At 72.8% G+C, this 24,866-nt stretch carries 18 protein-coding genes; 8 read left to right on the forward strand and 10 right to left on the reverse strand.

The window, feature by feature from the left end:
- The first annotated feature begins 87 nt into the window (after positions 1-87).
- From ABD331_RS15875 to ABD331_RS15890, 4 genes are read left to right on the forward strand one after another with little or no spacing between them, the layout of a single operon-like run.
- A complete protein-coding gene (locus ABD331_RS15875; protein ID WP_344475227.1) occupies positions 88-1,170 on the forward strand; it encodes a hypothetical protein in 1,083 nt (360 codons plus the stop codon).
- A 16-nt stretch (positions 1,171-1,186) separates the two neighbouring features.
- A complete protein-coding gene (locus ABD331_RS15880) occupies positions 1,187-2,332 on the forward strand; it encodes a toxic anion resistance protein (protein WP_344475229.1) in 1,146 nt (381 codons plus the stop codon).
- Positions 2,329-3,918, forward strand: a complete 1,590-nt coding sequence (locus tag ABD331_RS15885; RefSeq protein WP_344475231.1) for a vWA domain-containing protein — start codon at positions 2,329-2,331, stop codon at positions 3,916-3,918. Before ABD331_RS15880 ends, ABD331_RS15885 begins: the two co-directional genes overlap by 4 nt.
- Complete coding sequence (locus tag ABD331_RS15890; protein ID WP_344475233.1) at positions 3,905-4,525, forward strand: hypothetical protein; 621 nt, start codon at positions 3,905-3,907, stop codon at positions 4,523-4,525. Before ABD331_RS15885 ends, ABD331_RS15890 begins: the two co-directional genes overlap by 14 nt.
- Here ABD331_RS15890 and ABD331_RS15895 read toward each other — a convergent pair.
- Positions 4,522-5,019: a hypothetical protein gene (locus ABD331_RS15895; RefSeq protein ID WP_344475235.1), complete on the reverse strand. Its 498-nt coding sequence runs from the start codon at positions 5,017-5,019 to the stop codon at positions 4,522-4,524. The two genes, ABD331_RS15890 and ABD331_RS15895, sit on opposite strands and share 4 nt — an antisense overlap.
- 180 nt (positions 5,020-5,199) lie before the next feature.
- Between ABD331_RS15895 and ABD331_RS15900 the strand changes: the two genes are divergently transcribed.
- Entirely contained in the window at positions 5,200-6,168 is a 969-nt protein-coding gene (locus tag ABD331_RS15900; RefSeq protein ID WP_344475237.1) for a winged helix-turn-helix domain-containing protein, read from the forward strand.
- Here ABD331_RS15900 and ABD331_RS15905 read toward each other — a convergent pair.
- Complete coding sequence (locus ABD331_RS15905; protein WP_425566003.1) at positions 6,165-8,231, reverse strand: alpha-galactosidase; 2,067 nt, start codon at positions 8,229-8,231, stop codon at positions 6,165-6,167. The genes ABD331_RS15900 and ABD331_RS15905 overlap by 4 nt on opposite strands.
- A gap of 144 nt (positions 8,232-8,375) precedes the next feature.
- Positions 8,376-9,821 (reverse strand): pectate lyase family protein, encoded by a 1,446-nt coding sequence (locus ABD331_RS15910; RefSeq protein WP_344475241.1) that lies wholly within the window; start codon positions 9,819-9,821, stop codon positions 8,376-8,378.
- Positions 9,822-10,005: 184 nt separating this feature from the next.
- On the opposite strand from ABD331_RS15910, the gene ABD331_RS15915 reads away from it, so the two are divergent.
- A complete protein-coding gene (locus tag ABD331_RS15915; RefSeq protein ID WP_344475243.1) occupies positions 10,006-10,911 on the forward strand; it encodes a siderophore-interacting protein in 906 nt (301 codons plus the stop codon).
- On the opposite strand, the gene ABD331_RS15920 is transcribed toward ABD331_RS15915, so the two are convergent.
- Together ABD331_RS15920 and ABD331_RS15925 are read right to left on the reverse strand one after the other, a co-directional pair.
- Positions 10,912-13,806: a hypothetical protein gene (locus ABD331_RS15920; RefSeq protein ID WP_344475245.1), complete on the reverse strand. Its 2,895-nt coding sequence runs from the start codon at positions 13,804-13,806 to the stop codon at positions 10,912-10,914. It abuts the gene before it with no gap.
- Positions 13,806-14,660, reverse strand: a complete 855-nt coding sequence (locus tag ABD331_RS15925; protein ID WP_344475247.1) for a hypothetical protein — start codon at positions 14,658-14,660, stop codon at positions 13,806-13,808. Before ABD331_RS15925 ends, ABD331_RS15920 begins: the two co-directional genes overlap by 1 nt.
- A 343-nt stretch (positions 14,661-15,003) precedes the next feature.
- Between ABD331_RS15925 and ABD331_RS15930 the strand changes: the two genes are divergently transcribed.
- Both ABD331_RS15930 and ABD331_RS15935 read left to right on the forward strand, forming a co-directional pair.
- Positions 15,004-15,327, forward strand: a complete 324-nt coding sequence (locus tag ABD331_RS15930) for an STAS domain-containing protein (RefSeq protein ID WP_344475249.1) — start codon at positions 15,004-15,006, stop codon at positions 15,325-15,327.
- 22 nt (positions 15,328-15,349) lie between these two features.
- On the forward strand, positions 15,350-16,771 hold the full coding sequence (locus tag ABD331_RS15935) for an RNB domain-containing ribonuclease (RefSeq protein ID WP_344475251.1): 1,422 nt from the start codon (positions 15,350-15,352) through the stop codon (positions 16,769-16,771).
- Between the two features lie 105 nt (positions 16,772-16,876).
- On the opposite strand, the gene ABD331_RS15940 is transcribed toward ABD331_RS15935, so the two are convergent.
- The 5 genes from ABD331_RS15940 to tatC form a co-directional block, all read right to left on the reverse strand.
- Complete coding sequence (locus ABD331_RS15940) at positions 16,877-17,476, reverse strand: TetR/AcrR family transcriptional regulator (protein WP_148432798.1); 600 nt, start codon at positions 17,474-17,476, stop codon at positions 16,877-16,879.
- 143 nt (positions 17,477-17,619) lie between these two features.
- The gene (locus ABD331_RS15945; protein ID WP_344475254.1) at positions 17,620-19,710 is read right to left on the reverse strand and encodes an ABC transporter ATP-binding protein; all 2,091 of its coding nucleotides are present in this window, start codon (positions 19,708-19,710) and stop codon (positions 17,620-17,622) included.
- 477 nt (positions 19,711-20,187) lie between these two features.
- Complete coding sequence (locus ABD331_RS15950) at positions 20,188-22,911, reverse strand: DEAD/DEAH box helicase (RefSeq protein WP_344475256.1); 2,724 nt, start codon at positions 22,909-22,911, stop codon at positions 20,188-20,190.
- Between the two features lie 114 nt (positions 22,912-23,025).
- Positions 23,026-23,919, reverse strand: a complete 894-nt coding sequence (locus ABD331_RS15955) for a diacylglycerol/lipid kinase family protein (protein ID WP_344475258.1) — start codon at positions 23,917-23,919, stop codon at positions 23,026-23,028.
- 41 nt (positions 23,920-23,960) lie between these two features.
- Positions 23,961-24,854, reverse strand: coding sequence for a twin-arginine translocase subunit TatC (gene tatC / locus ABD331_RS15960; RefSeq protein ID WP_344475260.1), 894 nt, complete (start codon positions 24,852-24,854; stop codon positions 23,961-23,963).
- Positions 24,855-24,866: the final 12 nt, after the last annotated feature.

Genomic DNA, 24,866 nt, shown 5'->3' on the forward strand with positions numbered 1-24,866 from the left:
CGTACGTTCGCCTTCACCCCCGCGCGACCCCCGTCACCGCCATCCCATAATTCCAGCCATGGGGGTCATTTCACGAAACGGGGTTCAATGAAGCGGTGGATCGGCGTCATTCTGGCGGCGGTTCTGGCCGGGGTGGCGGTGGTCGCGATCGTCACCGGCGATCAGGGGGACGACGGGCCCGGGGTGGCCGTGGTGCGGGGGGTCATCGGGTCGGAGAAGAAGCCGTTCTTCGACGATCCGCGTGTCCAGGCGGCCTTCGCCAAGCATGGGCTGCGCGTGGAGGTGGACACCGCCGGTTCCCGGCAGATCGTCACGGACGTGGACCTGAGCCGGTACGCCTTCGCCTTCCCCTCCAGCGTGCCGGCCGCCGAGCGGATCAAGCGCGACCGCAAGGCCACCGTCACGTACTCGCCGTTCTACTCGCCGATGGCGGTGGCCACGTTCGAGCCGATCGCGGAGCTGCTGGTGAAGGCCGGCGTGCTGAGCAATTCCGACAAAGGCCCACAAACCCTCAATATCAAGAAATATCTGGACCTAGTGGCTAAGGGCACCCGCTGGGATGAAATTCCGGATAATTCGACCTATAAGGCGCGCAAGCGGGTGTTGCTGACGACGACCGACATCCGGACCTCCAACTCCGCCGCCATGTACCTGTCGGTCATCGGCTACGTGGCCAACGGCGAGGACGTCATCACCTCCGCCGCCCAGGTCGCCCAGATCGCGCCCACGCTCGCCCCGGCCGTCCTCGACCAGGGCTTCTCCGAGTCCACCAGCGAGGCCTCGTTCGACGACTACCTGGCGCTCGGCGCGGGCAAGACGCCGATGCTGGTCGTCTACGAGGCGCAGTACCTGGCGCACGTCTTCGCCGGGGACGGCGCGATCAAGCCCGGCATGCGCCTGGTCTACCCGTCGCCGACCGTGCTCAGCAAGCACACCCTCGTCCCCCTGTCGGGCGACGGCGGCCGGGTCGGCGAGCTGCTCACCAAGGACCCTGAGCTGCAGTCCCTGGCCGCGCAATACGGCTTCCGCACCACCGATCCGCAGGCGTTCGCCGGCCTCGTCGCCAAGACCGGGGCGCCGGCCGCCGCCGACCTGGTGGACGTCGTCGAGCCGCCCACGTACGAGCGGCTGGACGAGCTCATCACCACCATCGACGCCGCACGTCCCTGACAAGGAGATCCCGCACGTGTCCGATCTGGTGCTCACGCCGCCCGCTCCGGTCACCCCGGTGCCGGCCGAGACGGCGGCCACCATGCTCCCGATGACCGGCGAGCGCGCCGCCGAGCTGACCGCCAAGGCGCGCGAGTTCGCCGGCGAGCTGGGCGGGATCGACCCGCGCTCGCCGGAGTTCTCCCGCAAGGTGCACGACATCTCCTCGATGGGCGACACCGAGATCAGGTCCGCCTCGCAGGTGGCCAACCGCATGCTGAAGCGGCCGGTCGCGGCCCTCGACGCGGCCCGGGGCGAGGGCGCCGACGCCCAGGCCAGGGTGGCGAGCGGCCTGGTGGCGCTGCGCCGTACCGTCGTGGACCTGGACCCGAAGCAGGCGGCGAGCGGGCCGCGCAGGCTGCTGGGCCTCATCCCGTTCGGCGACCGGCTGCGCGACTACTTCGCCAGGTTCCACTCCGCGCAGAAGCACCTCGACGACGTCATCCGCGCGCTCAGGTCCGGCCAGGACGAGCTGCTGCGCGACAACGCCGCCATCGAGGGCGAGAAGGCGAGCCTGTGGGAGGCGATGACGCGGCTGCAGGAGTACGCGGTCATGGCCCAGGCGATGGACGCGGCCCTGGAGGAGCGCATCGTGGCGGCGGCCGACGAGGCGCAGGCCACGGCGCTGCGCTCGGACGCGCTGTTCGCCGTCCGCCAGAAACACCAGGACCTGCTCACCCAGCTCGCCGTCTCCGCCCAGGGCTACCTGGCACTCGACCTCGTCCGCAGGAACAACCTGGAGCTGAGCAAGGGCGTGGACCGCGCCACCACGACCACGGTCGCCGCGCTGCGCACGGCGGTGACGGTCGCGCAGGCGCTGGCGAACCAGAAGCTGGTGCTCGACCAGATCACCGCGCTGAACGCGACGACCGGCGACCTCATCCTGGCCACCAGCGAGATGCTGCGCACGCAGGCGGGCGCCGTCCAGAACCAGGCCGCCGCCACGACCGTGGACCTGGACACGCTGCGCCAGGCGTTCGACAACGTCTACGCCACGATGGACCTGATCGACTCCTTCCGGGCCAAGGCCGTGGACAACATGGCGGTCACGGTGGACAGCCTGTCGTCGGAGCTGGAGCACGCCAGGACGTACCTGGACCGCGCCAAGGAGGCCTCCGCATGAGACGGCCGCCCGGCACGAGCGTCAGGCGGCGGCTCGCGGCGGCCCTCGTTCCTGTCGCCCTGCTGCTCACGACGTCCGCCTGCGCAGGAGGCGACCCCGCGCGGCCCACCGACGGCCCCGACGTGCTGCGCGTCCTGGCCGGCAGCGAGATCAAGGACCTGGAGCCCCTCCTCGACCGCGCCGCGGCCGAGGCCGGCGTCAAGGTGTCGCTCACCTACACCGGCACCCTGGACGGCGCCGACCAGGTGGCGAGCGGCCGCGCCGACGGCAGGCTGGACGCCACCTGGTTCTCCTCCAACCGCTACCTGTCCCTGATCGACGGCGCCCAGGCCAGGCTCTCCACCCAGACCAAGATCATGGTCTCGCCGGTGGTGCTCGGCCTGAAGCCCGCCAAGGCCGCCGAGCTCGGCTGGAACGGCAGGCAGGTCACCTGGGCCGACATCGCCGCGGCGGCCAGGGACGGCCGGTTCAGCTTCGGCATGACCAACCCCGCCTCCTCCAACTCCGGCTTCTCCGCCCTGGTCGGCGTGGCCGCCGCGCTGTCGGACGCCGACGGGGCGCTCACCGCCGAGCAGGTCGCGTCGGTGACGCCCAGGCTGAAGGACTTCTTCTCCGCGCAGCGGCTGACGGCCGGCTCGTCGGGCTGGCTGGCCGACGCCTACGCCCGCGACCCGGGCGTGGACGGCATGGTCAACTACGAGTCGGTGCTGCTGGGCGCCCGCGAGCCGCTCACGCTCGTCTACCCGGCCGACGGCGTGGTCAGCGCCGACTACCCGCTCACGCTGCTGGCCGCCGCCTCCGAGGAGAAGAAGGTCCTGTACGGCAAGCTCGCCGCGTGGCTGCGCACCCCGGCCGTGCAGAAGGAGATCATGACGGGCACGCACCGCCGGCCGATCGTGAGCGGGGTCCCGCAGGATCCCCGGTTCGGCGCCGCGCAGCTCATCGAGCTGCCCTTCCCCAACCGGCGCAGCACCGCCGACGAGCTGATCGCCACCTACCTCAACCAGGTGCGCGTCCCGGCGCAGGCCACGTTCGTGCTGGACACGTCCGGCTCGATGAAGGGCGCCAGGATCGACGCGCTGCGGCAGGCGCTGGTGGCGCTGACCGGCGCGGACGGCTCCGCCTCCGGCGCGTTCACCCGGTTCAGCAACCGCGAGACCGTGACGATGATCCCGTTCAGCGGCTCGCCACGGCAGCCGGTGCCGTTCACCGTCCCCGAGCGGAACCCGGAGGCCGTGCTCGCCGGGATCAGGCGTTTCGCCGAGGGCCTGGCCGCCCACGGCGGCACCGCGATCTACGACAGCCTCAGGGCCGCCTACGACCGCCCGGTCGAGGAGGGCTACTACGGCTCGATCGTGCTCATGACCGACGGCGAGAACACCGACGGCTCCGGCTACGCCGATTTCGAGAGCCACTACCGGTCGCTGCCGGAGGACAGGCGGCGGGTGCCGGCGTTCGTGGTGCTGTTCGGCGACAGCGACGTGGAGGAGATGCGCCAGGTGGCGGAGCTGACCGGCGGCGCCGTGTTCGACGCCCGCGAGACGTCGCTGACCAGCGCGTTCAAGGAGATCCGTGGCTATCAGTGAGCGGGTGCTGCGGTACCTGGGCTCGACCAGGAACATCGTCGGCTCCTGCCTGGCGCTGCTCGCTCTGGTGGCCCACTTCGCGGGGCTGGCGGGCGCGTACTGGCCGGTCGTCGTGGCCGCCCTGTACGGGGCGGGCGCGCTGCTGGCCCCGCCCGACCGGGTCCGGCTGACGATCTCGCACGCCGAGGTGGAGACGCGGGCCCTGCGCGAGGACCTGGACGGGCTGCTGCGCCGCGTCGACCGGCGCTTCCCCGACGACGTGCGGGCCGCCGTGCGGGGGCTGGCCGAGGTGATCGGCGGGGTGCTGGCCAGGGCCGAGCAGCTCGCCGCCTCCCCCGACCAGCTCCACGTGGTCTCCCAGACGATCCGCCGGTACCTGCCGGCCAGCCTGGAGGCGTACGCGAACCTGCCCCGCCGCTACGCCCTGACCCGGCGGGCGGGGCGGGAGCGCAGCGCGCACGAGGAGCTGCTGGAGCAGCTCGCCCTGCTCGACGCCCAGCTCGGCAAGGTCGCCGAGGCGATCCACCGGGGCGACGAGCAGGCGCTGCGCGACCAGGGCCGGTTCCTGCGCGACCGGTTCGGCGGGTCGGAGCTGGATCTGGGCTAGCAGTTGCGGATGTGCCAGATCGGCGACCAGTCCACGCCGTGCACGATGGGATAGTCGGGTGTGAAGCGCGCCTTCTCCTCGAGGAATTGGCCGTAGAAGAACGACGTCACGTTGCCGGTCTGGTTGTTCGTGTATTCGCCGTAGCCCTCCCAGTGGGACAGCGCGTAGCGGTGGCAGGTGTAGAGGTCGAAGGCTTTCCAATTACCGGTCGTGTTGTCCCAGACGGCCGTGCACAGGTTTCCGAGCGGGCAGTTCCACGGGTCTCCGGGATTGGCGTGGTACGTTCTCCGGGCGGCCGGCGAGATTCCCGGGGACACCGCGGCCGCGTTTCGCGCCTGCGCGCCCTCCGGGGCGGGCGGGAACGTCTCCCGGGCATCCGCCTGGGCCGCGCCCGTTCCCGCGATCACGCAGGTCAAAGCCATGACCAGCGCGGCGAGCAAGGCCAGGGCGCGCGCCATCGTGCGGTGCCCGATGTTGTCGTGCGTCTCATGCATCTGTCGTTTCCTTCCCTCGATTTCGCCGCCCGGATTCGGTGATTCCGGCCCGGCGGGACGCACCTACAGGCTGGACCGGGAAGCGCATTCGAGGCATCGTGTTTCGGAGTGCGCCGAAACAGGGAGGCAGGCGCAGGGGGCACGATTGTCGCGGGGGGCTACGCGCCGATGACTTTACGCATGCATTTCTCGGGGGAAGACCTGGCGCGGGTCCGGGTGGCCGCCGCGCCCGATCCATTGTGGGAGGTCCTGCTCAGCGTTCACCTGCTGGGAAAACGCGAGGGCGCCGCGATATTCGGCGGCTGGCGGCGGCGGGCCCGGCAGGCGCTGGCCCCCGGCATGCGGCCGCTCTTCTCGCTCGCCCCGCCCTGGGGCTACTCCGCGGACTTCCTCACCCCGTCAGGGGCGCCCGGCGACTTCGGCGCAGCCGTCGAGACGGTGCTCGCCACGCCACGCCGGCGGCTGCGCGGCGACGTCGAGCGGCTGGAGGGCCGCCCGTCACCCGATCTGGCCGACCTGAGCCGCGGCCGGCTGCCCGCGCTGCGGCTGCTCGGCGCGGCGATGACGGGCTACCACCGCCGCACCGTCGCCCCGTACTGGAGCTCGATCGACACGGCGGTGCGGGCGGAGCGGGCCAGGCTGGCGCACGAGTTCCTCGGCGGCGGAGCGGAGGCGGCGCTCGGGGCGCTGCGGCCGTTCGCGATCTGGCAGCCTCCGGTGCTGTCCCTGCCGCTGCACCCCGCCGACCGGGACGTCCGGCTGGACGGCCGCGGCCTGGTGCTGATCCCGTCGTTCTTCTGCTGGCGGGCCCCCACCACGCTGCAGGACCCCGCGGGCCCGCAGGTGCTCGTCTACCCGGTCAGGCACGACCCGGCCTGGCTCACCGGCGACCCGGCGCAGCCGTCACGCTCGCTCCGCAGGCTGCTGGGCGCCACCCGGGCGAGCGTGCTGGCGGCGGTGGCCGACACCCCGGCCACCACCACCGGCCTGGCCCGCCGCACCGGCATCTCGCCGGCCTCCGCCAGCGAGCACGCCAGGACGCTGCAGAACGCCGGGCTGCTCACCGCCAGCCGCGACGGCAACCGCGTCTACCACGTCCTGACGGAGCTGGGCGCCCGCCTGCTGCGCGGCTCGGCGCCGTCGAACTAGACCCGTTCCAGCTCGATGACCAGCGCGGACGCGGGCCGCAACGCCGGGGCGGGCAGCCCCAGCTCGCCCAGCACCGCGCCCGTGAGCCGGACGGGCCCCTGATCCGACGCGCTGGCCCACTGCGGCATCAGCACCCCCTCGGGAACGGGCCCGGCGACGCGCACCTCGTACTCGGCGCCGGGGTCGAGCCCCGGCAGCCGCAGCGGGCCGGGCTCGATCGCCAGCCTGGAGCTGACCTGCGCGTACGCGAACACGGCCCGCTCCGGCAGCACCACCCCGTGCAGCAGCTCCGCCGGGTCGGACAGGTCGGCGCGCACCACCCGCCCGGCGTGCAGCACCGGCCGCAGCCGCTTGTGCAGCGCGATCCAGGTGGCCAGCTCGTCGCGCTCCTCCTGGCTCGCGGCGGTCAGGTCCCACTCCACGCCCATGTGCCCGAACAGGGCGGTGGCGGCGCGGAAGGCGAGCGGCACCGACCGGCCGGTGACGTGGTCGCGCGGCGCGCCGACGTGGCAGCCCATCCGCTCCGGCGGCACCAGCAGGCCCGTCCAGCGCTGGATGTGCTGCCGGTCGAGCGCGTCGTTGCTGTCGGAGGTCCACACCCGGTCGGTGCGGGCCAGCACGCCGTAGTCGACCCGCGCGCCGCCCGACGAGCACGACTCGATCTCCAGCCCGGGGTGGCGGGCGCGCAGCTCGTCCAGCAGCCGGTACGTGGCCAGCGTCTGCGCGTGCACGCCCGGCACGCCGTCGTGCACCGGCTCGGCGATGTCGCGGTTGTGGTCCCACTTGATGTAGTCGAGCGCGTACTCGCCGACGAGCGTGTCGAGCCGCTCCAGCAGGTACGCGTACGCCTCGGGCCTGGCCAGGTCGAGCACCTGCTGGTGACGCTGCGGCGGCGGCAGGCGCTCGGCGTGCCCGAGCATCCAGTCGGGGTGCTCGCGGGCCAGGTCGGAGTCGGGGTTGACCATCTCCGGCTCGAACCACAGGCCGAACTGCATGCCGAGCTTGCGCACCCGGTCGGCCAGCGGGTGCAGGCCGTCCGGCCAGACGCCCTCGTCCACGTACCAGTCGCCGAGGCCGGCCCGGTCGTGGCGGCGGTGGCGGAACCAGCCGTCGTCGAGCACGAACCGCTCGATCCCGGCGGCGGCGGCCAGGTCGGCCAGCTCCAGCAGCCGGTCGAGGCCGTGGTCGAAGTAGGTGGCCTCCCAGTTGTTCAGCGTGACGGGGCGCACCGGCAGCGGCCGGGCCCGCAGGTGGCCGTGCAGCCGGGCGCTCGCGTCGTCGAGCCCGCCGCCGGACCAGGTGAAGTACACCCACGGCGTGCTGTACCGCTCGCCCTCGGCGAGCACGACCTCGCCGGGTTCGAGCAGCTCGCCCGCGCCGAGCAGCGCCACGCCCTCGGCCAGCCGCTCGGCGTAGTGCACGTGGTCGCCGCTCCAGCCGGCGTGCACCGCCCACACCTCGCCGCGGCGGAACCCGAACCCCTCGGTGCCCGCCACCAGCAGCCCGGTCGCGTCGTGCCCGGTGCGTCCGCGCCGGTTCTCCCGCGACCACACGCCCTGACCGAACGCGCCACGCTGCGGCACCTTCTCCAGCGCCCACCGGCCGGTGAAGTCGAGCAGCTCACCGGCCCGCGCGGGCACCGGCAGCACGCACACCAGCCCGGCCACCCGGTACGGCGAAGCCGCGGCGTTGGTGACCGTGTGCCGCATCCGCACCAGGCCGCCGCCGTCCATGACCAGCTCGCTCGTCAGCCGCAGCCCGGCTCTGGCGTCGGAGGCCGTCACGGTCACCGAGCCGCCGGAGCCGGGCTCGGCCGTCACGTCGATCCCGTCAACCGTCCACCGCACCGGCCAGTGCTCGCCGTCCCTGCCTCCCGACAGGCCGGGCCGGCCGTACCAGCCGTCGCCCTGGGCGGGCAGCAGGCGCGGCGCGGGGCCGGGCAGCGCGGGCAGCAGGCCGGCCGCGGCGACGGGCCCGAGGCCCGCGCCGAAGTGCCGGACGCGCGGCAGGCCTGGGCCGGAGTCGTCGAGCACCAGCGCGACGCCCGCGGCGGAAAGGATCACAGGAGACAAGTCGGGCTCCTATCGCAGGGAGGGGGATACCTGTTCAGCGCTACGACGCTACCTCGCCCGCTCCGGCGGGCGCACGACGAGGCCCCTCCGGCGGGCGGGCGCCGGAGGGGCCGGGGGGATGGACCCGGAGGAGACTCAGACGGAGATGCGCCCGGCGCCCGCGCCCGCCGTCACGATCGACTTGACGCTGGAGGCGCCGTCGAGGGAGTAGGAGTAGGGGATGGAGGCGACGCTGCCGCCGCTCTGCCCGCTGCCGGAGCCGACGAAGTGGTTGTTCCTGGCGACCAGCGTGCCCGGCCCGGAGTCACCCTCGCCGAGGTGGAACGGGTCGTCGGTGTTCTCGAAGTAGTTGCCCTCGACGAGCACGCCCGCGCCCTCGGTGGAGGCGACGCCGTAGCCGCCGACGTTGCCGTAGTAGTTGTTGTAGACGTGCACCGGGTTGCCGAACCGCACGCGCGGGTGGCGCTGGTTGGTGCCGTCGAACCAGTTGTGGTGGTACGTGACGCGCAGGTGCCCGCGGTCCTCGGCGCCGTTGCCGTCGTCGTGGCCGAGCAGCATGACCTTGTCGTGGCTGGTGACCCGGTTCCACGAGACGGTGACGTAGTCGCTGGCCCGCTTGACGTCCACGGCGCCGTCGTAGCCGTCGGAGAAGGTGTTGTGGTCGATGAACACGCGGGTCGAGTACTGCACGTTGATCGCGTCGTCGTTCCAGCCGCGGAAGGTGAGGTTGCGGACGATCACGTTCGAGGCCTCGGAGACGTTGAACCCGCAGCCGGAGATCACCGCGCCCGAGTTGCCCAGCACGGTCTTGTTGGAGGCCACGCGGAGCATGCCGGAGCAGGAGATCGTGCCGGACACCCTGATCACCGCGGCGCTGCCGGACGACAGGGCGCTGGTCAGGGCCGAGGCGCTGGTGACGGTGGTCGGGGAGGCGTTGCCGCCGCCGGTGGTGCCGCCGCCCTGGGTGGCCCAGCCGACCAGCCCTGTGGGGTTGCCGGGTGGCGGCGTCGTGGGCGGGTCGGTCGGGTCGGTCGGCGGGTCGGTCGGGACGCTGCCGGCCGGGACGAGCCGCCACTGCTTGGTGGCGACGGAGTCGCACGAGTTCTGCTGCACCAGGGCGCCGGACGCGGTCGCGTTGTCCTTGATGTTGAGGCACTTGCCGCCGTTGGCGTTGACGACCCTGACGGTGGCGCCCGACTCGGGCAGCGTCCACGTCTGGGAGGCGGCGCCGCTGCAACTTTCCTGCTGCACGGCCTTGCCCGCGGAGGTGCTGGCGTCCCTGACGCCCGCGCACTTGCCGCTGTGCGCGGCCTTGAGCGTGTAGCCGCCGCCGCTCGCCGCCAGCGCCCAGGTCTGCGCGGCGCCGCCGCAGGCGGTCTGCGTGAGCTGCACGCCGTCGGACGTGCTGGATCCCGGCACGGTGAGGCACAGGCCGCTGCCGTTGTTCACCACGGTGTACGCACCCGGCGCGGGCGCGGCGGCGGCCGTGGAGGCGCTCGCGACTGCGGCCACCGTGGCGCCGGTCAGGGCCAGGACGATCGCGATGAGGGCAGCCGCGCTGCCGTTGATGGTCTGTCGCACGATCCACGCTCCTTGCTGTTGGCCTGACGTCCCCCCAGCGAGCGACCCACACGCTAGGTAAGCGCTTTCCCGCTGTCAATCGTCCCTGAAACTTTCATCACCCCGCCCTCGACCTGCGCGAGTGGCTTTAAGCCGCGCGATCGTTTAGGTTAGGCTCACCTAATCCAGATCGGAGATTCCGGGGATGACCGAGCCCTTTCACATGTTCCACGTACGGGTGGACCGGCTCGAACGGCTGAGCCCGTCGTTCCTGCGGGTGACCTTCACAGGGGACGACCTGCACCACTTCGCCGACAACGGCTTCGACCAGCGGCTCAAGCTCCTCCTCCCGGTCCCCGAGCACGGCCTGGCCCACCTGCCCACCGGCCAGGACTGGTACCTGCGCTGGCGTGAGCTGGACGCCGCCAAGCGCAGCCCGATGCGCACCTACACCGCCAGGACGGTCCGTCCCGAGGCCGGCGAGGTAGACGTGGACGTCGTCATGCACCCCGACGGCGGCCCCGTCGCCCGCTGGGCCGAAGGCGTGCGGCCGGGCGACATCGCCGCGCTCTACGGCCCGCACTCCCGCTTCGAGGGCCGCCACGGCGGGCTGGAGTTCCACCCGCCCGCGGGCACCGGCTGCGTGCTCATCGCCGGCGACGAGACCGCCGTGCCCGCCATCTGCGCCATCCTGGAGCGCCTGCCCGCCCACCTGAACGGCGAGGTGCTCATGGAGGTGCCCTGCGACGACGACGCCCTGCCGGTCGAGACACCTGCCTCCGTCAAGGTCACCTGGCTGGCCAGGAACGGCGGCGAGCGCGGCGCCCAGCTCGTGCCCGCCGTCCGCGCCGCCGCCGGCCGCCTGCTCCCGTCGAACGCCGCCCCCGCCGGGTCCGCCGACTTCGTGGACGTGGACGTGGACACCGAGGAGCTGTGGGAGGTGCCGCCGGAGGAGGAGGTCGACTACGGCCCGATGTACGCGTGGCTGGCCGGCGAGGCGTCGGTGATCAAGACGCTCCGCCGGCACCTCGTGGCCGAGCGCGGCATGGACCGGCGCTCGGTGGCGTTCATGGGCTACTGGCGCGAGGGCCGCGCCGAGAACACCGGCTGATCACGGGCTGCGGGTGGGTGACGGGGTCGCTTCGGCGGCCGGGCCGCTGGGCAGCGGCGCGATCGCGTTGTTGACCAGCGCGGTCGCCGCCGTCGTCGCCACCGCGATGGACACCGCGGCCAGCGGGGCGGCCAGGGCGCGCAGCGTACGCACGTTCCTGACCCGCCCCCACGGCTCGCCCGCCAGCCACATGAGCCGCCACTCCCACCACAGCCCGAGGCCGATGCTGACCACGGCGGTGTTGCCCACCGCCACGAGCACCCCGACGAGCGGCTCGCCCGAGGTGGGCGGCACCGCGCCGTCGATGGAGGCCACGAGCAGCGTCAGCATGTACGTGGGCAGCTCGACGAGCAGCGCCGTCGCGAAGAGCGCCAGGCACTTGGCGACCGGATGCGTGCCGCGCACCCGCGGGTAGAAGTAGCCGAACACCATGCACAGCAGGGGCAGCGACACCACCGCCAGCGCCGCCGCGGCCAGCTCCGGCACGCCGGTCTGGCCGCCGCGCACCGACTCCACGATCCGCAGGGCCGAGAACGGCAGCGACAGCCCGAGCCCGACCCAGAACGAGGCCAGCCCGTTCTGCCACGGGGTCCGCCCGGCCAGGGTGCTGAGCGCGAGGTCGGAGTCGAGCGTCCCGTCGCGCTCGTCGCCCGCCCGCTCCAGCGCCTGCCGCCGCTGCTCGAAGTCGTCGCCCTCCCCCGGCTGCCGCAGCAGCGCCGTCAGCGCCGTACGGGCCGAGCGACGTTTGATCATGTCCCGGACGAGCAGCCGGTGCTCGCCGGCGTCCACCGGGCGCAGCAGCTCGGCCCGGGGAGCCGGCAGCAGCACGAACACGCCGGCCCACACCAGCAGCATCAGGACGCCGACGGCGGGCCCGGCGGCCTGCAGCCGCGCGATCAGCAGCAGGAACACCGCCGTGTGGAAGGCCGCCGGCTCGGTGAGCCCCTCGTGGTCCTGGCCGAGGCGGCGCGCCCGCACGACCAGCATCAGCAGCGCCAGCAACGGCAGGCCGAGGTAGACCACCGTCATGGCCACGCTGCCCACCTCGTCCCACGTCATGGACGCCCAGGTGCTGCGAGCGTCCAGGAAGGTCAGCGCGTAGAACGGCACGCCGAACACGACCGACGTCACCAGCAGCCACCGCGCCGCGCCCGGCGCCGTCCACCGGTGACTCGCCTCGCTCGACCAGCCGAACACCGTGGCCAGCCAGGCCAGCGCCAGCAGCGCCACCCACATGAGGTGCGGCGGGCCGAACCCGGCCACCACCGCCATGGCGGCGAGCATCGCCCCGGCCCCGAGCAGCGTCAGGCCGGTCCGCGTCAGGCCGCCGCGCAGCCGGGGCACGGCGGCCGTCACGACCGCCGCCCCCGCCGCGACCGCCAGCACCCCGGCCGCCGGCCAGGTCCCGAAGGCGGACGCCAGCGGCCAGGCCGCCAGGACGAGCCCGGCCAGCGCGGCGAACACCGCCGCCACCGCCACCGGCAGGTCGCTGGTTCCCCTGGCGGCGCGGTAGGTGGAGAACAACGCCAGCCCGGAGACGCCCGCCACGACCGTCCACACCGTGAACTCCTGCGACCCCGCGGCGCCGGACAAGTACACCGCGCCCCCGCCCACGCCCAGAGCGGCCAGCGGCCAGTTGCGCCGGCGGCGCCACCACGCGCCGCCGAGGGCGCGCGCGAGGGCGTGCAGGAGGATCAGCGCGGCCGCCGCCATCGCCGTCACCAGCGACGCCTGCCAGGCCCGCGCCACGAAGGTGTCGGGGTCACCGAGGTTCCACAGGGTCACGAGCTGCGGGTCGTCCTCGGTGCTCAACGAGGTCTCGAACTCGCCGCCCTCCAGGAACGCCGCCATCATGTCGTCCTGGCCGAGGTAGAAGGCCACGGAGGCGTTGCGGCCGTCCCTGACGAAGGCCATCCGCGCCGGTCGGCCGCCGTTCAGGCGCAGCAGGTGCGCGTCCTGCGCCAGCGGCGGCGGGCCGCTCACCCCGGCCACCGTCCAGCCGGTGGCCGAGACGGCGATCTCGTGGACGTTCAGCGGGGGCTCGGCCTCGGGCCAGGGCGGTGTGTACGCGATGCCGGCGTAGGTCCCCGCAACGGTGGAGGTGATGCCGTAGTACAGGCCGGTGTAGGTGATGACGGCCTCGTCCGAGCCGGGTTCCGTCCTGACGACCGGGACCGCGTACTCCAGTTCGAGCATCGACTGGGCCGTCTCCACCGTGAACGTGCCGATCCTGCTCTCCAGGAACACGGCCGCGTTGTAGCCCGCCGCTCCCGCGCGCAACGCCGCCACGTCGGGGTCGTCGGCGGGCACCCGCACCTCGTGGACGACCCCGACCCTGACGAAGGCCTCGCCGGGGTCGGGCTCGACCGTGGTGTGCTCCCCCGCCGGGTGGTCGCGCCACTCGCCCGTCCTGGCCGGGGCGAGCGTGATGCGCGTCGTGGCGACGCGTTCCCGCGCGGCGCTCCCCGGCGGGCCGTCGCCTGCCGCGATCTCCAGCTCGGCGGTGCCGAACCGGGTGCCGCACCGGGCGAACACCTGGTACCTGCCCGGGGCGAGCGCGGGGTCCAGGGCGGCGTCCGCGTGCGTGGTCGTCCCGGACGGGTCACGCGTGAAGGCGGGGCTGCCCGCGAACGCGCCGGACTGGGCGACGGTCTCGTCCGGGGGGCTCGCGCAGCCGGCGGTCAGCCGCACCGACCGCGTGCCGGGCGGCACGCGGTCCGGCTCGACGGTGAGGACCAGCTCGCCCACCGTGAACTCCTCGGCCGGCTCGGACGCGGACTCCTCCGCCGGATGGACGGTGGGAGTCATCCGGGAGACCGTCCACAGCCCCGCGCCGAACAGCAGCAGCATGGCGGCCACGGCGAGCCCGCCGCGCAGCGCCCCTCTCGCCGCCATCAGTGCAGCTCCGGAGAGCTCCCCAGCACCGTGCGCAACTCCCCCGGCCTGGGCGGTCTGGCCCAGGTCACGCCGGGGCCGCCGGCGGCGACCAGGCGGGGGACGACCTCGCGCAGCAGCGTCTCCGCGTCGGCGTCCGGCCGCTGGGCGCGGGCCTCGCGGTAGAGGTCGAGCACCCGGGCCAGGTCGAGCATCAGCGTGTTCGCCTCCTCCGCCGGGAGCGCCCCGTCGCCCTGAGCGGGCTCCTCCTTGGCGGCGAGCGACTTGATCGGCGTGCCGTTGACGTGCGTGAGCGCCTTGTCCTCACTCCCGGGAACGCTCTCCTCGCCCGGCACGGTGACCTGCAACGCTCCAACGACCGGCTCGGCCGTCCAGCCGTCCGGGCGCACGGCCTGGCCCGCCGCGGCGGCGAAGGCGGCGGCGTCCATGCCGTCCACCTCCTCCTCCAGCCAGCCGGGCCGCAGGTGCAGCACCCCCGGCCGCTCGGCCCCCGCCACCCGTTCCAGCAGCGTCTCGACCGTCCCCTGCGGGTCGTGCAGCGCCGCGTCCCCCCGGGCCGCGAAGGCGTCGGCGAGCAGGTGCAGGGAGATGAGCCGCGGCGGCTCGTACGTGCTGAGCACCCCCTGCTCGGCGCCCACCCGCAGCTCCCCGCCCGCCTCGTGGCAGGCCCGCAGGCCCTCCGTGAACGCCGCCCGCGCCTCGGACGTCAGCAGCAGCTCCCACCCCCGTTTCGGCTCCGCCTCGAATGCGCTCCCGGCGTTCACCTGGTCCCCGCCGGAGGCCTCGTTCCGGCGGAGCCACCAGGCCACCGCGCCCACCACGGCGGCGGCCAGTACTGCGACTGCGATTAACACGATCTTGGTTCGCTTTCCCCTCGTATCCCAACAGGGCTAGCAGCGTAGTGATCGCCTCCGACAAATACCTAAATTTCGGCAAATTGGGATCGGGGGAAGCGGGCCGCCCACTACGCGGCGAAGGATGAAGTTTCTTCTATCCGGTAACAGGAATTGTTTTCCTGAGGAATTCTCCTGTCTACCCGAATGGCCGCCGCCCTCTCGACGCGGACGTACCGGCATGTACACTCCACTTCGGAAGCACACAGTCGCTCTATGTGACGCATGCATGACCTCTGGTGCCAAGGGCGGGTCCGCGCTACCGACAGGATGATCCCGGCCCTGAGAGAGCGCGGAGCCGGATATGGATCCACTACACCTGACCACCAGCCGACACAACGGGACGCTCATAGTGAGCGTGGCCGGCGAGCTCGACATCGCCACCACCGAGCTGCTCCGCGGCCACCTGCTCGCGCTGCTGCAGGAGGCCGGTCACTCCCGGGTGCCCGGCACGGAGCTCGTCATCGAGGTGAGCCGGCTGTCCTTCATCGACGCGGCCGGGCTCGGCATCCTCGTCTCCGTCCAGAACCAGGCCGTCAACCAGCGCACCCCCCTGCACATCGAGGGCGTGCCCCCGAACATGCGCCGCCTGCTCCGGATCACCGGCCTCGACCGGCACCTCACCTGAGCGCGCCTGTAGGTTGTCACGCGTGCCTACGATTCAGGTTCCCGATCAGATACCTCTCAAGCTGGAGGACGGGTTCGAACGGATCACGCGGGAGCTGAAGCTGCCCGGCGGCTTCACCCGCGCCGTGCTCGACGAGGCCGCGTGGGTGGCCAAGGTGCCGCGGCTGGACGCCGAGGATTTGACGCACATCCCGTTCGTGACCATCGACCCGATCGGCTCGATGGACCTCGACCAGGCCGTCCACCTCGAACGGCTGCGCGCCGGCTACCGCGTCTGGTACGCCATCGCCGACGTCGGCGCGTTCGTCCGGCCGGGCGGCGTCATCGACGCCGAGGCCCGCGCCCGCGGCGAGACCGTCTACCTGCCGGCGGGCAAGGTGCCGCTGCACCCGCCCGTGCTGTCCGAAGGCGCGGCCAGCCTGCTGCCCGGCGCGCTGCGACCCGCCGTCGTGTGGCGCGTCGACCTCGACTCCGACGGCCGCCCGGTGGGCGCCGACGTCCAGCGCGCCCTCGTCCGCAGCCGCGAGCGCTACGACTACGACTACGTGCAGGCCGTCCACGACACCGGCACCGCCGACGGCGTCCTCGAACTGCTCGCCGAGATCGGCGAGCTGAGACTGGCGCTGGAACGCGAGCGCGGCGGCGTCACCCTGCCCACCCCCGACCAGGAGGTGGTGCGCGACGACGGCGGCTACCGGCTGGAGTTCCGGCTGCCCCTGCCCGCCGAAGCCTGGAACGCGCAGATCTCCCTGCTCACCGGCATGGCCGCCGCCACCATGATGCTCGACGCCGAGATCGGCCTGCTCCGCGTCCTGCCCCGCCCCCAGCCCGGCGACCTGGCCAAGGTCCGGCGGGTCGCGCAGGCCCTCGACGTCCCGTGGCCCGAGGGCGCCGGCTACGGCGCCGTGGTGCACGGTCTCGACCCCAAGGCCGGGCGGCACGCGGCGTTCCTGCACGAGTCGAAGGTGCTGCTGCGCGGCGCCGGCCACGTCGCCTTCGACGGCGCCCCGCCCCGGCACGCCGAACACGCCGCCGTCGCGGCCCCCTACGCGCACGTCACCGCCCCGCTGCGGCGCCTCGCCGACCGCTACGCCACCGAGGTCTGCCTGGCCGTCGCGGCGGGCGAGCCCGTCCCCGCCACCGTCCGCGCCGCGCTCCCCCTCCTGCCCGACCTGATGAACGCGTCGGGGCGGCGCGCGGGGGCGGTGGAGCGGGCGTGCGTGGACCTGGTGGAGGCGTTCCTGCTGCGGGATCGGATCGGGCAGGCGTTCGAGGCCGTGGTGATCGACGTGGACGAGCGGCGGGGAGGCGGGCAGGTGCAGCTCGTGGATCCGGCGGTGATCGCGCGGTGCGACGGTGCGCTGCCGCTGGGGAAGCAGGTCACGGTACGGCTCACCCAGGCCGACCCGTCCACCCGCGAGGTCCGCTTCACCCTCGCCACCTGACCCCCGCCCTGCCGCCTGCCGCCCGCCGACTGCCGCCCGCCGACTGCCGCCTGCCGACTGCCGCCCGCCGCCTGCCGCCCGCCGCCTGCCGCCTGCCGCCTGCCGTCAGAACGTCGGCGGCGGTGAGGCCGGTTTGGCGCGCATTCCCTCGCAGATGACCTCCGCCATCCGCACCGCCCCACCCCGCGCCCGGGCCCGGCGCTCGGCGGCCAGGCAGCCGCGCAGCAGGTCGTGGACGTCCTGCGGCGCCAGGTCGGCCCGCACCGCCCCGACCCGCTGCGCCCGCGCCAGCAGTCTGGCCAGCGCGGCGGCGAAGTCGTCGGCCAGCGTGGAGCCCGGCCGCAGCGCCATCCCCGACCCGCTCTCCAGCATGTCGCACAGCGCCTGGTTGGCCGCGGCCTGCTCGACCACCGTCGTGAACCAGCCGAAGAACGCCCGGCCCGCGTCCTCGGCGGTGGCCAGCGCCCGGGCGTCGGCCACGAACCGCTCGATCCGGCCCAGCAGCACCGCCTCGACCAGCGCCTCCCTGGTCGGGAAGTGCCGGTAGACGGTGCCGACCCCGAAGCCGGCCCGCCGGGCGATCTCGTCGAAGGAGATCGTCAAGCCGTCGCTGGCCAGGGCCTCCTGCGCGATCTGCAGGACCCGCTCGCGGTTGCGGCGGGCGTCGGCGCGCAGCGGCCTGGCGGCGCTGTGGTCGTCGCCCATGACCTCGACCTGCCTTCGGGACAAACGGAGAGAGCTCTCCGATTCTATCGGGGATCTTGCCGGACATACCACCCCAACCGAACGGCGCCCGCCCCCCTTGCGGTGGGACGGGCGCCGCACGTCACGGCCGATGCCGCACCGGCCTACCCAGGCGACGCCGGCGCACCATCGCGACCGGCCGCCCCGCCGGGACGCTCAGGCGAGCGCTCCGACCTGGGCGAGCGCCCAGGCAAGGGCGAGGATCCGCGCACAGGCGACCCGGACGCAGGCGAGGATCCGTGCGCACGCGATCCTGGCGCAGGCGATCCAGGCGCAGGCGATCCAGGCGCAGGCGAAGGCTCCGGCACGGGCGAAGGCTCCGGCACGGGCGAGGATCCAGGCACGGGCCAGGGCTGGGGGCCGCGTGACCGTCCCGAAGCCGACGAGCACCCGAGCGCGGGCATCGGCCCCGACACGACCGCCCGGCCCGGCACCCCGTCCGCCGCCGCCCCCGACGCCGCCGCCGCCGACGCCGAAGGCACCGACGCCGACGGCACCGATGAGCGACCCGGCGCGGGCGAGCGTCGGGGCCCGGGTGAGGGGCCTCCACGGGGCGGCATGCCGACCCGCTTGAGCCGGATCCGCTCCTCCCGGGGCACCGGCTCCAACGCCACCACCCGCACCCTGTCCGGCAGATGCCGCAGATCATGCGTGATGAGCACCGTCGTGCGCCCCGCCATGAGCCGCCGCATCGGCCCCATCACCTGCGCGGCCGTGGCGTCGTCGAGCCCCGCGGTGGGCTCGTCGAGGACCAGCACCGGCGTGTCCCGCAGGATGGCCCTGGCGATGGCGATCCGCTGCCGCTGCCCTCCGGACAGCAGGCGCCCCCGCTGCCCGACCGGCGTGTCGTACCCCTGGGGCAGCAGTTTGACGAAGTCGTGCACCCCGGCCGCCTCCGCCGCCCTGATCACCTCGTCGAGCGAGGCGCCGGGCCGGCCGTAGGCGATGTTGTCGCGTACGGACCCGGAGAACAGCAGCGTCTCCTGGTGCAGGATCGTCACGTTGTCGCGCAGCGACTCCCGCGTCAGGCTCCGCAGGTCGGCGCCGTCGAGCAGGATGCGGCCTTCGTCCGGGTCGTAGAAGCGCAGCAGCAGCTTGGCGACGGTGGACTTGCCGGCCCCGCTGGGCCCGGCCAGGACGACGACCTCGCCGGGCTCGGCGGCGAACGACAGGTCGCGCAGGACGGGACGTCCCCGGTCCGGGTAGGCGAAGCCGACCCGTTCGAAGGCGACGCGGCCCGGCCCGCGGGCGGCGGGCACGGCGTCGCCGGCGTCGGTGACGGCGGGCCTGGCCCGCAGGATCTCGACGACCCTGTCGGAGCCCGCCGCCGCCTCGGAGACGGTCATGGCCAGCTCGCCCAGCGACTGCACGGCCGGGTAGAGCAGGGCCAGGTAGGCGGCGAAGGCGAGCAGCCCGCCGAGCGTCAGCCGGCCGGCGGCGATCTCCCACGCGCCGAACCCGAGGATGACGATCAGGCAGACGGTCTCGATGAGCTGGACGACCGGGCTGTAGAGCCCGGCCAGCCAGGCCTGCGCCATGTTGGCGCGCAGCCAGCCGCGGCCTTCGCCGTGCAGCCGCCGGGACTCGGCGCCCTGCCGGTTGTAGGCCTGCACGAGCGGCTGGTTGGCCAGCCCCTCCTCCAGGACGCTGTTCATCGCCCCGTTGCTGGCCCGCTCCAGCGCCGCCGCGGACCTGAAGCGGCCCGCGAAGACCTTGGAGACCACCAGGAACAGCGGGATGAGCGCCATGGTCAGCAGCGCGAGGTCCCATCGGATGAAGAAGGCCGCCCCCGCGAAGAAGACGACGCTGGCCACCGTGGTGATGATCTTCACGAGCCCCGAGCCGACGAGCTCCTCGATGGCCTCGATGTCGTCCGTCAGGCGGGCCATCAGGTCGCCCAGCCGCCGCTTCTCGGCGAAGTCGGGGGCGAGCGTCTGCACGTGCGCGTAGACGCGGTCGCGCAGGGCCAGCAGGAACCGTTCGGCGCCCAGCGCGGTGGCGTAGGCCCCCGCGAAGGACGTCACCCCGGCGAGTGCGGCGAGGCCGAGCCACCAGATGGCGGGCCCCCAGAAGGACCCGAGGTCGCGGGTCGTCAGCACTTCGTCGGTGATGTGCCCGAACAGGCGGATCGCGGCGACCTCGCAGAGCGCGGCCAGAATGGCGAACACCACCCCGGCCGCGAACAGCTTTCGCAATCCGCGGGTGTCCGGCCAGAATTCGCGAAAGGTGCGGCGAAGGGAAATCGCCGGCGCGAGTTCACGGCCGGAGGCGCTCAATGAGAGCCGGCGGCTGAGCCGCCGGCTCTCGACAGGGCGCTCTAGCACCCCCACCACCGACGCCGGTGGCAGCAGCTCCACCTGCGATAGCAGCGGCGCCTGCGACGGCAGCCCCATCCTTGCCGGTATCCGGCCTGAGACAGTTGCGTGTTCGCCATGATTCCTCCCCCGTTGGCTGAACACTGACAAATCGGACGCTAGCACCCTAAATGCGATAAATCAGCAGATATTCGTTGATTTCAAACAGTCTTGACTGGCAAAACCAGGCCGGAAAGGCGATGGCGGCGAAGACGTAAAGTCGCCGGCGACAGGTAAAGCGGCAAGGGCCACGCCACCGTGAAGCAAAAGATGCTCTTGAGAACCGGTTCTCAAGAGCATCTCCTGCGGGGGCGGGGGTCAGGTCAGCGACGAGTACGCCACCACACCCCGCCGCATCGCGTCCATCGCCTTCACCGCGGTCTGCTTGATCTTGCTGCCGGGCGGCGCCGCGTTCCCGAGCTGGCCGAGCAGGTCCATGAGCTGCTTGATCCACCGGACGAAGTCACCGGCCGCCAGCTCGTTGCCGTTGACGCCCTCCATGAGCACCGCGTCGAGGCTGTGCCCCTTCGTCCACCGGAACGCCGCCCACGCGAACCCCAGATCCGGCTCCCTGATCGTGGACAGGCCGTGGTCGGACTCGATGCCCTCCAGCTCCCCCCACAGCCGGATCATCGCCGACAGCGCGTCCTGCGCCCGCCCCGCCGGGATCTTCGGGCGGCGGGTGTCGTCGGACGCCCGCGACTCGAACACCAGCGCCGACACGCACGCCGCCAGCTCCGCCGGGTCCAGCTCCTCCCACAGCCCCTTGCGCAGCGACTCCGCCGTCAGCAGGTCCAGCTCCGTGTAGAGGCGGCCGAGCCGCCGCCCCTCGTCGGTGACCGCCTCGCCGTCGAGGTAGCCGAGCTGCTCCAGCACCGAGCAGATGCGGTCGAACGTGCGCGAGATGACGTGCGAACGCCCCTCGACCCTGCGCCGCAGCCCCTCGGTCTCCCGCAGCAGCTTGTAGTACCGCTCCGCCCAGCGCGCGTGGTCCTCGCGCTCGTCGCAGCCGTGGCACGGGTGCTGCCGGATGCGCCGCCGCAGCTCGTTGACCTCGTCGTCCTCCACCGTGTGGTCGCGCGCCCTGACCGGCTTGCCCAGATCGCGGTCACCGATCTTGGCCAGCAGCGTGGAGACCAGGTTGGCGCGCTCCTTCGGCGAGCGGCCGTTGAAGTTCTTCGGGATGCGCAGCTTCTCCAGCGGCTCCACCGGCACGGGGAAGTCGGCCGGGTCGAGCTTCTTGATCTGCTTGCCGATCGTCAGCACCAGCGGGCTCGGCCCGGTGCCGCGCGGGTTGCGTCCCGGGTCCAGCACGATCGCCAGCCCCGCCCTGCGCCCGCCCGGCACCCGGATCACGTCACCCGGCTGCAGCGCCTCCAGCGACCGCACCGCCGCCGCCCGGCGCGCGGAGCCCCGCTCGCGCGACAGCTCCGCCTCCCGGTCCGACAGGCGCCGCCGCAGCGCCGCGTACTCGGGGAAGTCGCCCAGGTGGCACGTCATCGCCTCCTGGTAGCCCTCCAGCGCCTCCTCGTGCTTGCGCAGCTGCTTGGCCAGCCCGACGACCGCGCGATCGGCCTGGAACTGCGCGAACGACTCCTCCAGCAGCGTCCTGGCGCGTTCCCGGCCGAACTGGCCGACCAGATTGACCGCCATGTTGTACGACGGCTGGAAGCTGGAGCGCAGCGGATACGTACGGGTGCCCGCCAGCCCCGCCACCGACAGCGGGTCCATGCCCGGCTGCCACAGCACCACCGCGTGCCCCTCGACGTCGATGCCGCGCCGCCCGGCCCGGCCGGTGAGCTGGGTGTACTCCCCCGGCGTCAGGTCGGCGTGCGTCTCGCCGTTCCACTTGTCGAGCTTCTCGATCACCACGCTGCGGGCCGGCATGTTGATGCCCAGCGCCAGCGTCTCGGTCGCGAACACCGCCTTGACCAGCCCGCGCGTGAACAGCTCCTCCACGACCTCCTTGAAGGCCGGCAGCATGCCCGCGTGGTGCGCCGCCAGCCCCCGCTCCAGGCAGTCGCGCCACTCCAGGTAGCCCAGCACCGCCAGGTCCTCGTCGGGCAGGTGCGCGGTGCGCTCGTCCACGAGCTGCCTGATCTCGTGCCGCTCGCGGTCGCTGGTCAGCCTGATGCCCGCGTACAGGCACTGCTTGACCGCCGCCTCACAGCCCGCCCGCGAGAAGATGAACGTGATCGCGGGCAGCAGCCCCTCGGAGTCGAGCTTCTCGATCACCTGCACCCGGTCCGGCGGGCGCGAGCGTTGCGGCCGGCCGTAACCGCGCCTGCCCCGGCCCGACGTCAGCCGCTCGGCGTCCCGCGTCACCCGCATCAGCGTCGGGTTGATGCGCGGCGTCAGGTCGTCGGTCATGAACAGGTCGTAGATGCGGTTGCCGACCATCATGTGCTGCCACAGCGGCACCGGCCGGTGCTCGTCCACGATCACCGTCGTGTCGCCGCGCACCTCGCCCATCCACTCGCCGAACTCCTCGGCGTTGCTGACCGTCGCCGACAGCGCGACCAGCCGCACCGAGTCGGGCAGGTGGATGATGACCTCCTCCCACACCGCGCCCCTGAACCGGTCTGCCAGGTAGTGCACCTCGTCCATCACGGCGAAGCCCAGCCCGGCCAGCGTCGCCGAGCCGGCGTAGAGCATGTTGCGCAGCACCTCGGTCGTCATGACCACGATGGGCGCCTCGCCGTTGACGCTGTTGTCGCCCGTCAGCAGGCCGACCTTGGCGGTGCCGTACCGCTTGACCAGGTCGTTGTACTTCTGGTTGGACAATGCCTTGATCGGCGTGGTGTAGAAGCACTTGCGGCCCTGCTCCAGGGCCAGATGGACGGCGAACTCCCCGACGACCGTCTTGCCCGAGCCCGTGGGCGCCGCCACCAGCACCCCGTCACCGGCCTCCAGGGCCCGGCAGGCGTCAAGCTGGAAGTCGTCCAGCTCGAAGTCGTAGAGACCTCGGAACGATCTGAGAGCGGCCCCGTCGTCCCCGTGCTTCTGACGGAAGGCCGCGTAGCGTTCCGCTGGCGTTGTCATACCCGCCAGCCTACCGAAATCGCCATTCCGGTCCGTCCCGCCCATTCCGGCCCGCCGCCCGTTCCTTCCGGCCGGGCGGGGAGGCCCCGGCCAGGCGCCTTTACAATGTAGATTTCAGACGATGACGCGCAGCGCCCCCGGACGCACCTCGCAGTGCACCGGCACGGCCCCCACCCGTTCGCCGTCGGCGTAGGCCACCAGGTCCTCCGCCTCCACCCGCACGCTGCGCACCCGCCGCACCGACACCGCCGGGTGCGTCACGTGCCTGCCCCGGTACACGCCGGGGAACACCCGCAGGAACTCGCCCTTGGACAGGGCCCCGATCATCACCACGTCGAGCAGCCCGTCGTCGGGCCTGGCGTCCGGGCAGACCCGCATCCCCGCCCCGTACGAGCGCGTGTTGGCCACCGCCACCAGCATGGCCTCCCGCTCGATCACCTCGTCCTCGTCCAGCGTGAGACGGAAGGGCACGGGCCGGAACGAGCGCAGCTCCCTGGCGGTGGCCACCAGATAGCGGGCCGTGCCTGGCGGCCAGGTGAGGCGGTTGGCCCGCTCGTTGACGCGGGAGTCGAACCCGCAGCACGCCACCCCGGCGAACAGTTCCTCGCCGGCGCCCGCGCGGATGCGGGCGGCGTCCACGACCCGGGTCTTCGCGCGCAGTACGGTCGCGGCGGCGGCCACGAGGTCGTGGCGGGGCAGGCCGAGCGCGGCGGCGAAGTCGTTGCCGGTGCCCGCGGGGATGATGCCGAGCGGCACGTCGGTGCCGGCGACCGCCTGCACGGCCAGGTGGACGAGGCCGTCGCCGCCGAAGGCGACGAGCGCGTCGGGGCGCTCGGACACGGCGGTGCAGGCACGTTCCAGCGCGTCGGTGGCGTCGTCGCCGACGATCACGGTGAGCTCGGCCCCTCCGGCGCGCAGCCGGCGCGCCACGGGTTCGAGCAGGCGCAGCGCACGCCCGCCGCGGGCGGCGGGGTTGACGAGCAGGGCCAGTTGCGGGGAGGAGGACACGCCCGGAATGTATCGCCTGACGGCTCCGACCGGAATGCCTCTTAACGCTTGTCCGGTGCGGGCGGCTCCTCGTCGAGCGGCGTGGCGTCGTCGGTGGAGGCGGTGTCCTCGATCAGCGGCGAGGCCTCGTCGTCGGACAGGTGGGAGAAGTCCTCGGTGTTCGGCAGGCGCTTCTCACGCAGGTACATGAAGCCCTCGGCCAGGAAGTAGAGCAGCACCATCGGCGCGGCCAGCGCCATCATCGTCAGCGGGTCGCCACCGGGCGTGATGACCGCCCCGAAGATGAACATCACGAAGATGACGGTGCGGCGGTGCTTCTTGACCGTGGCGTGGGGCAGGACCCCGATGATGTTCAGAAACACCAGCAGCAGCGGCAGCTCGAACGACACACCGAAGATGACCAGCATGATCAGCACGTAGCTGACGTACTCGTCGATCTGGATGGCCGCGACGGTGTCGCTCGGCGCGAACCCCAGCAGGATCGCCAGACTGGTGTCCATGATGAAGTACGCCAGCGCGGTGCCGAGCAGGAACAGCGGGACCGCCAGCCCCAGGAAGGTGAAGGAGTAGCGCTTCTCGTTGCGGTAGAGCGCGGGCGTGACGAACGCCCAGATCTGGTAGAGCCAGACCGGTGAGGACACGACGATGCCGACCAGCGCCGAGACCTTCAGCGTCAGGAAGAACGACTGGAAGATGCCGCCGAAGATGAGCGTGCACTCGCCCGGCCGGAGCTGACCGGCCTGCGGCGTCTCGCAGAAGGGCTCCTTGATGAACGCCCACACCGGGTCGAAGAAGATGAAGCCCACGACGATGCCGACGAGCACCGCGGCCATGGCGACGACCAGGCGGTTACGCAGCTCCCGCAGGTGCTCCATCAGCGGCATGCGACCCTCGGGGTCGGGAGCCGTGTTGCTCGACCGTTTCAGCAGCGCCATCTAGCAGTCCAG

The organism is Nonomuraea monospora (assembly GCF_039531895.1).
Lineage (GTDB): Bacteria > Actinomycetota > Actinomycetes > Streptosporangiales > Streptosporangiaceae > Nonomuraea > Nonomuraea monospora.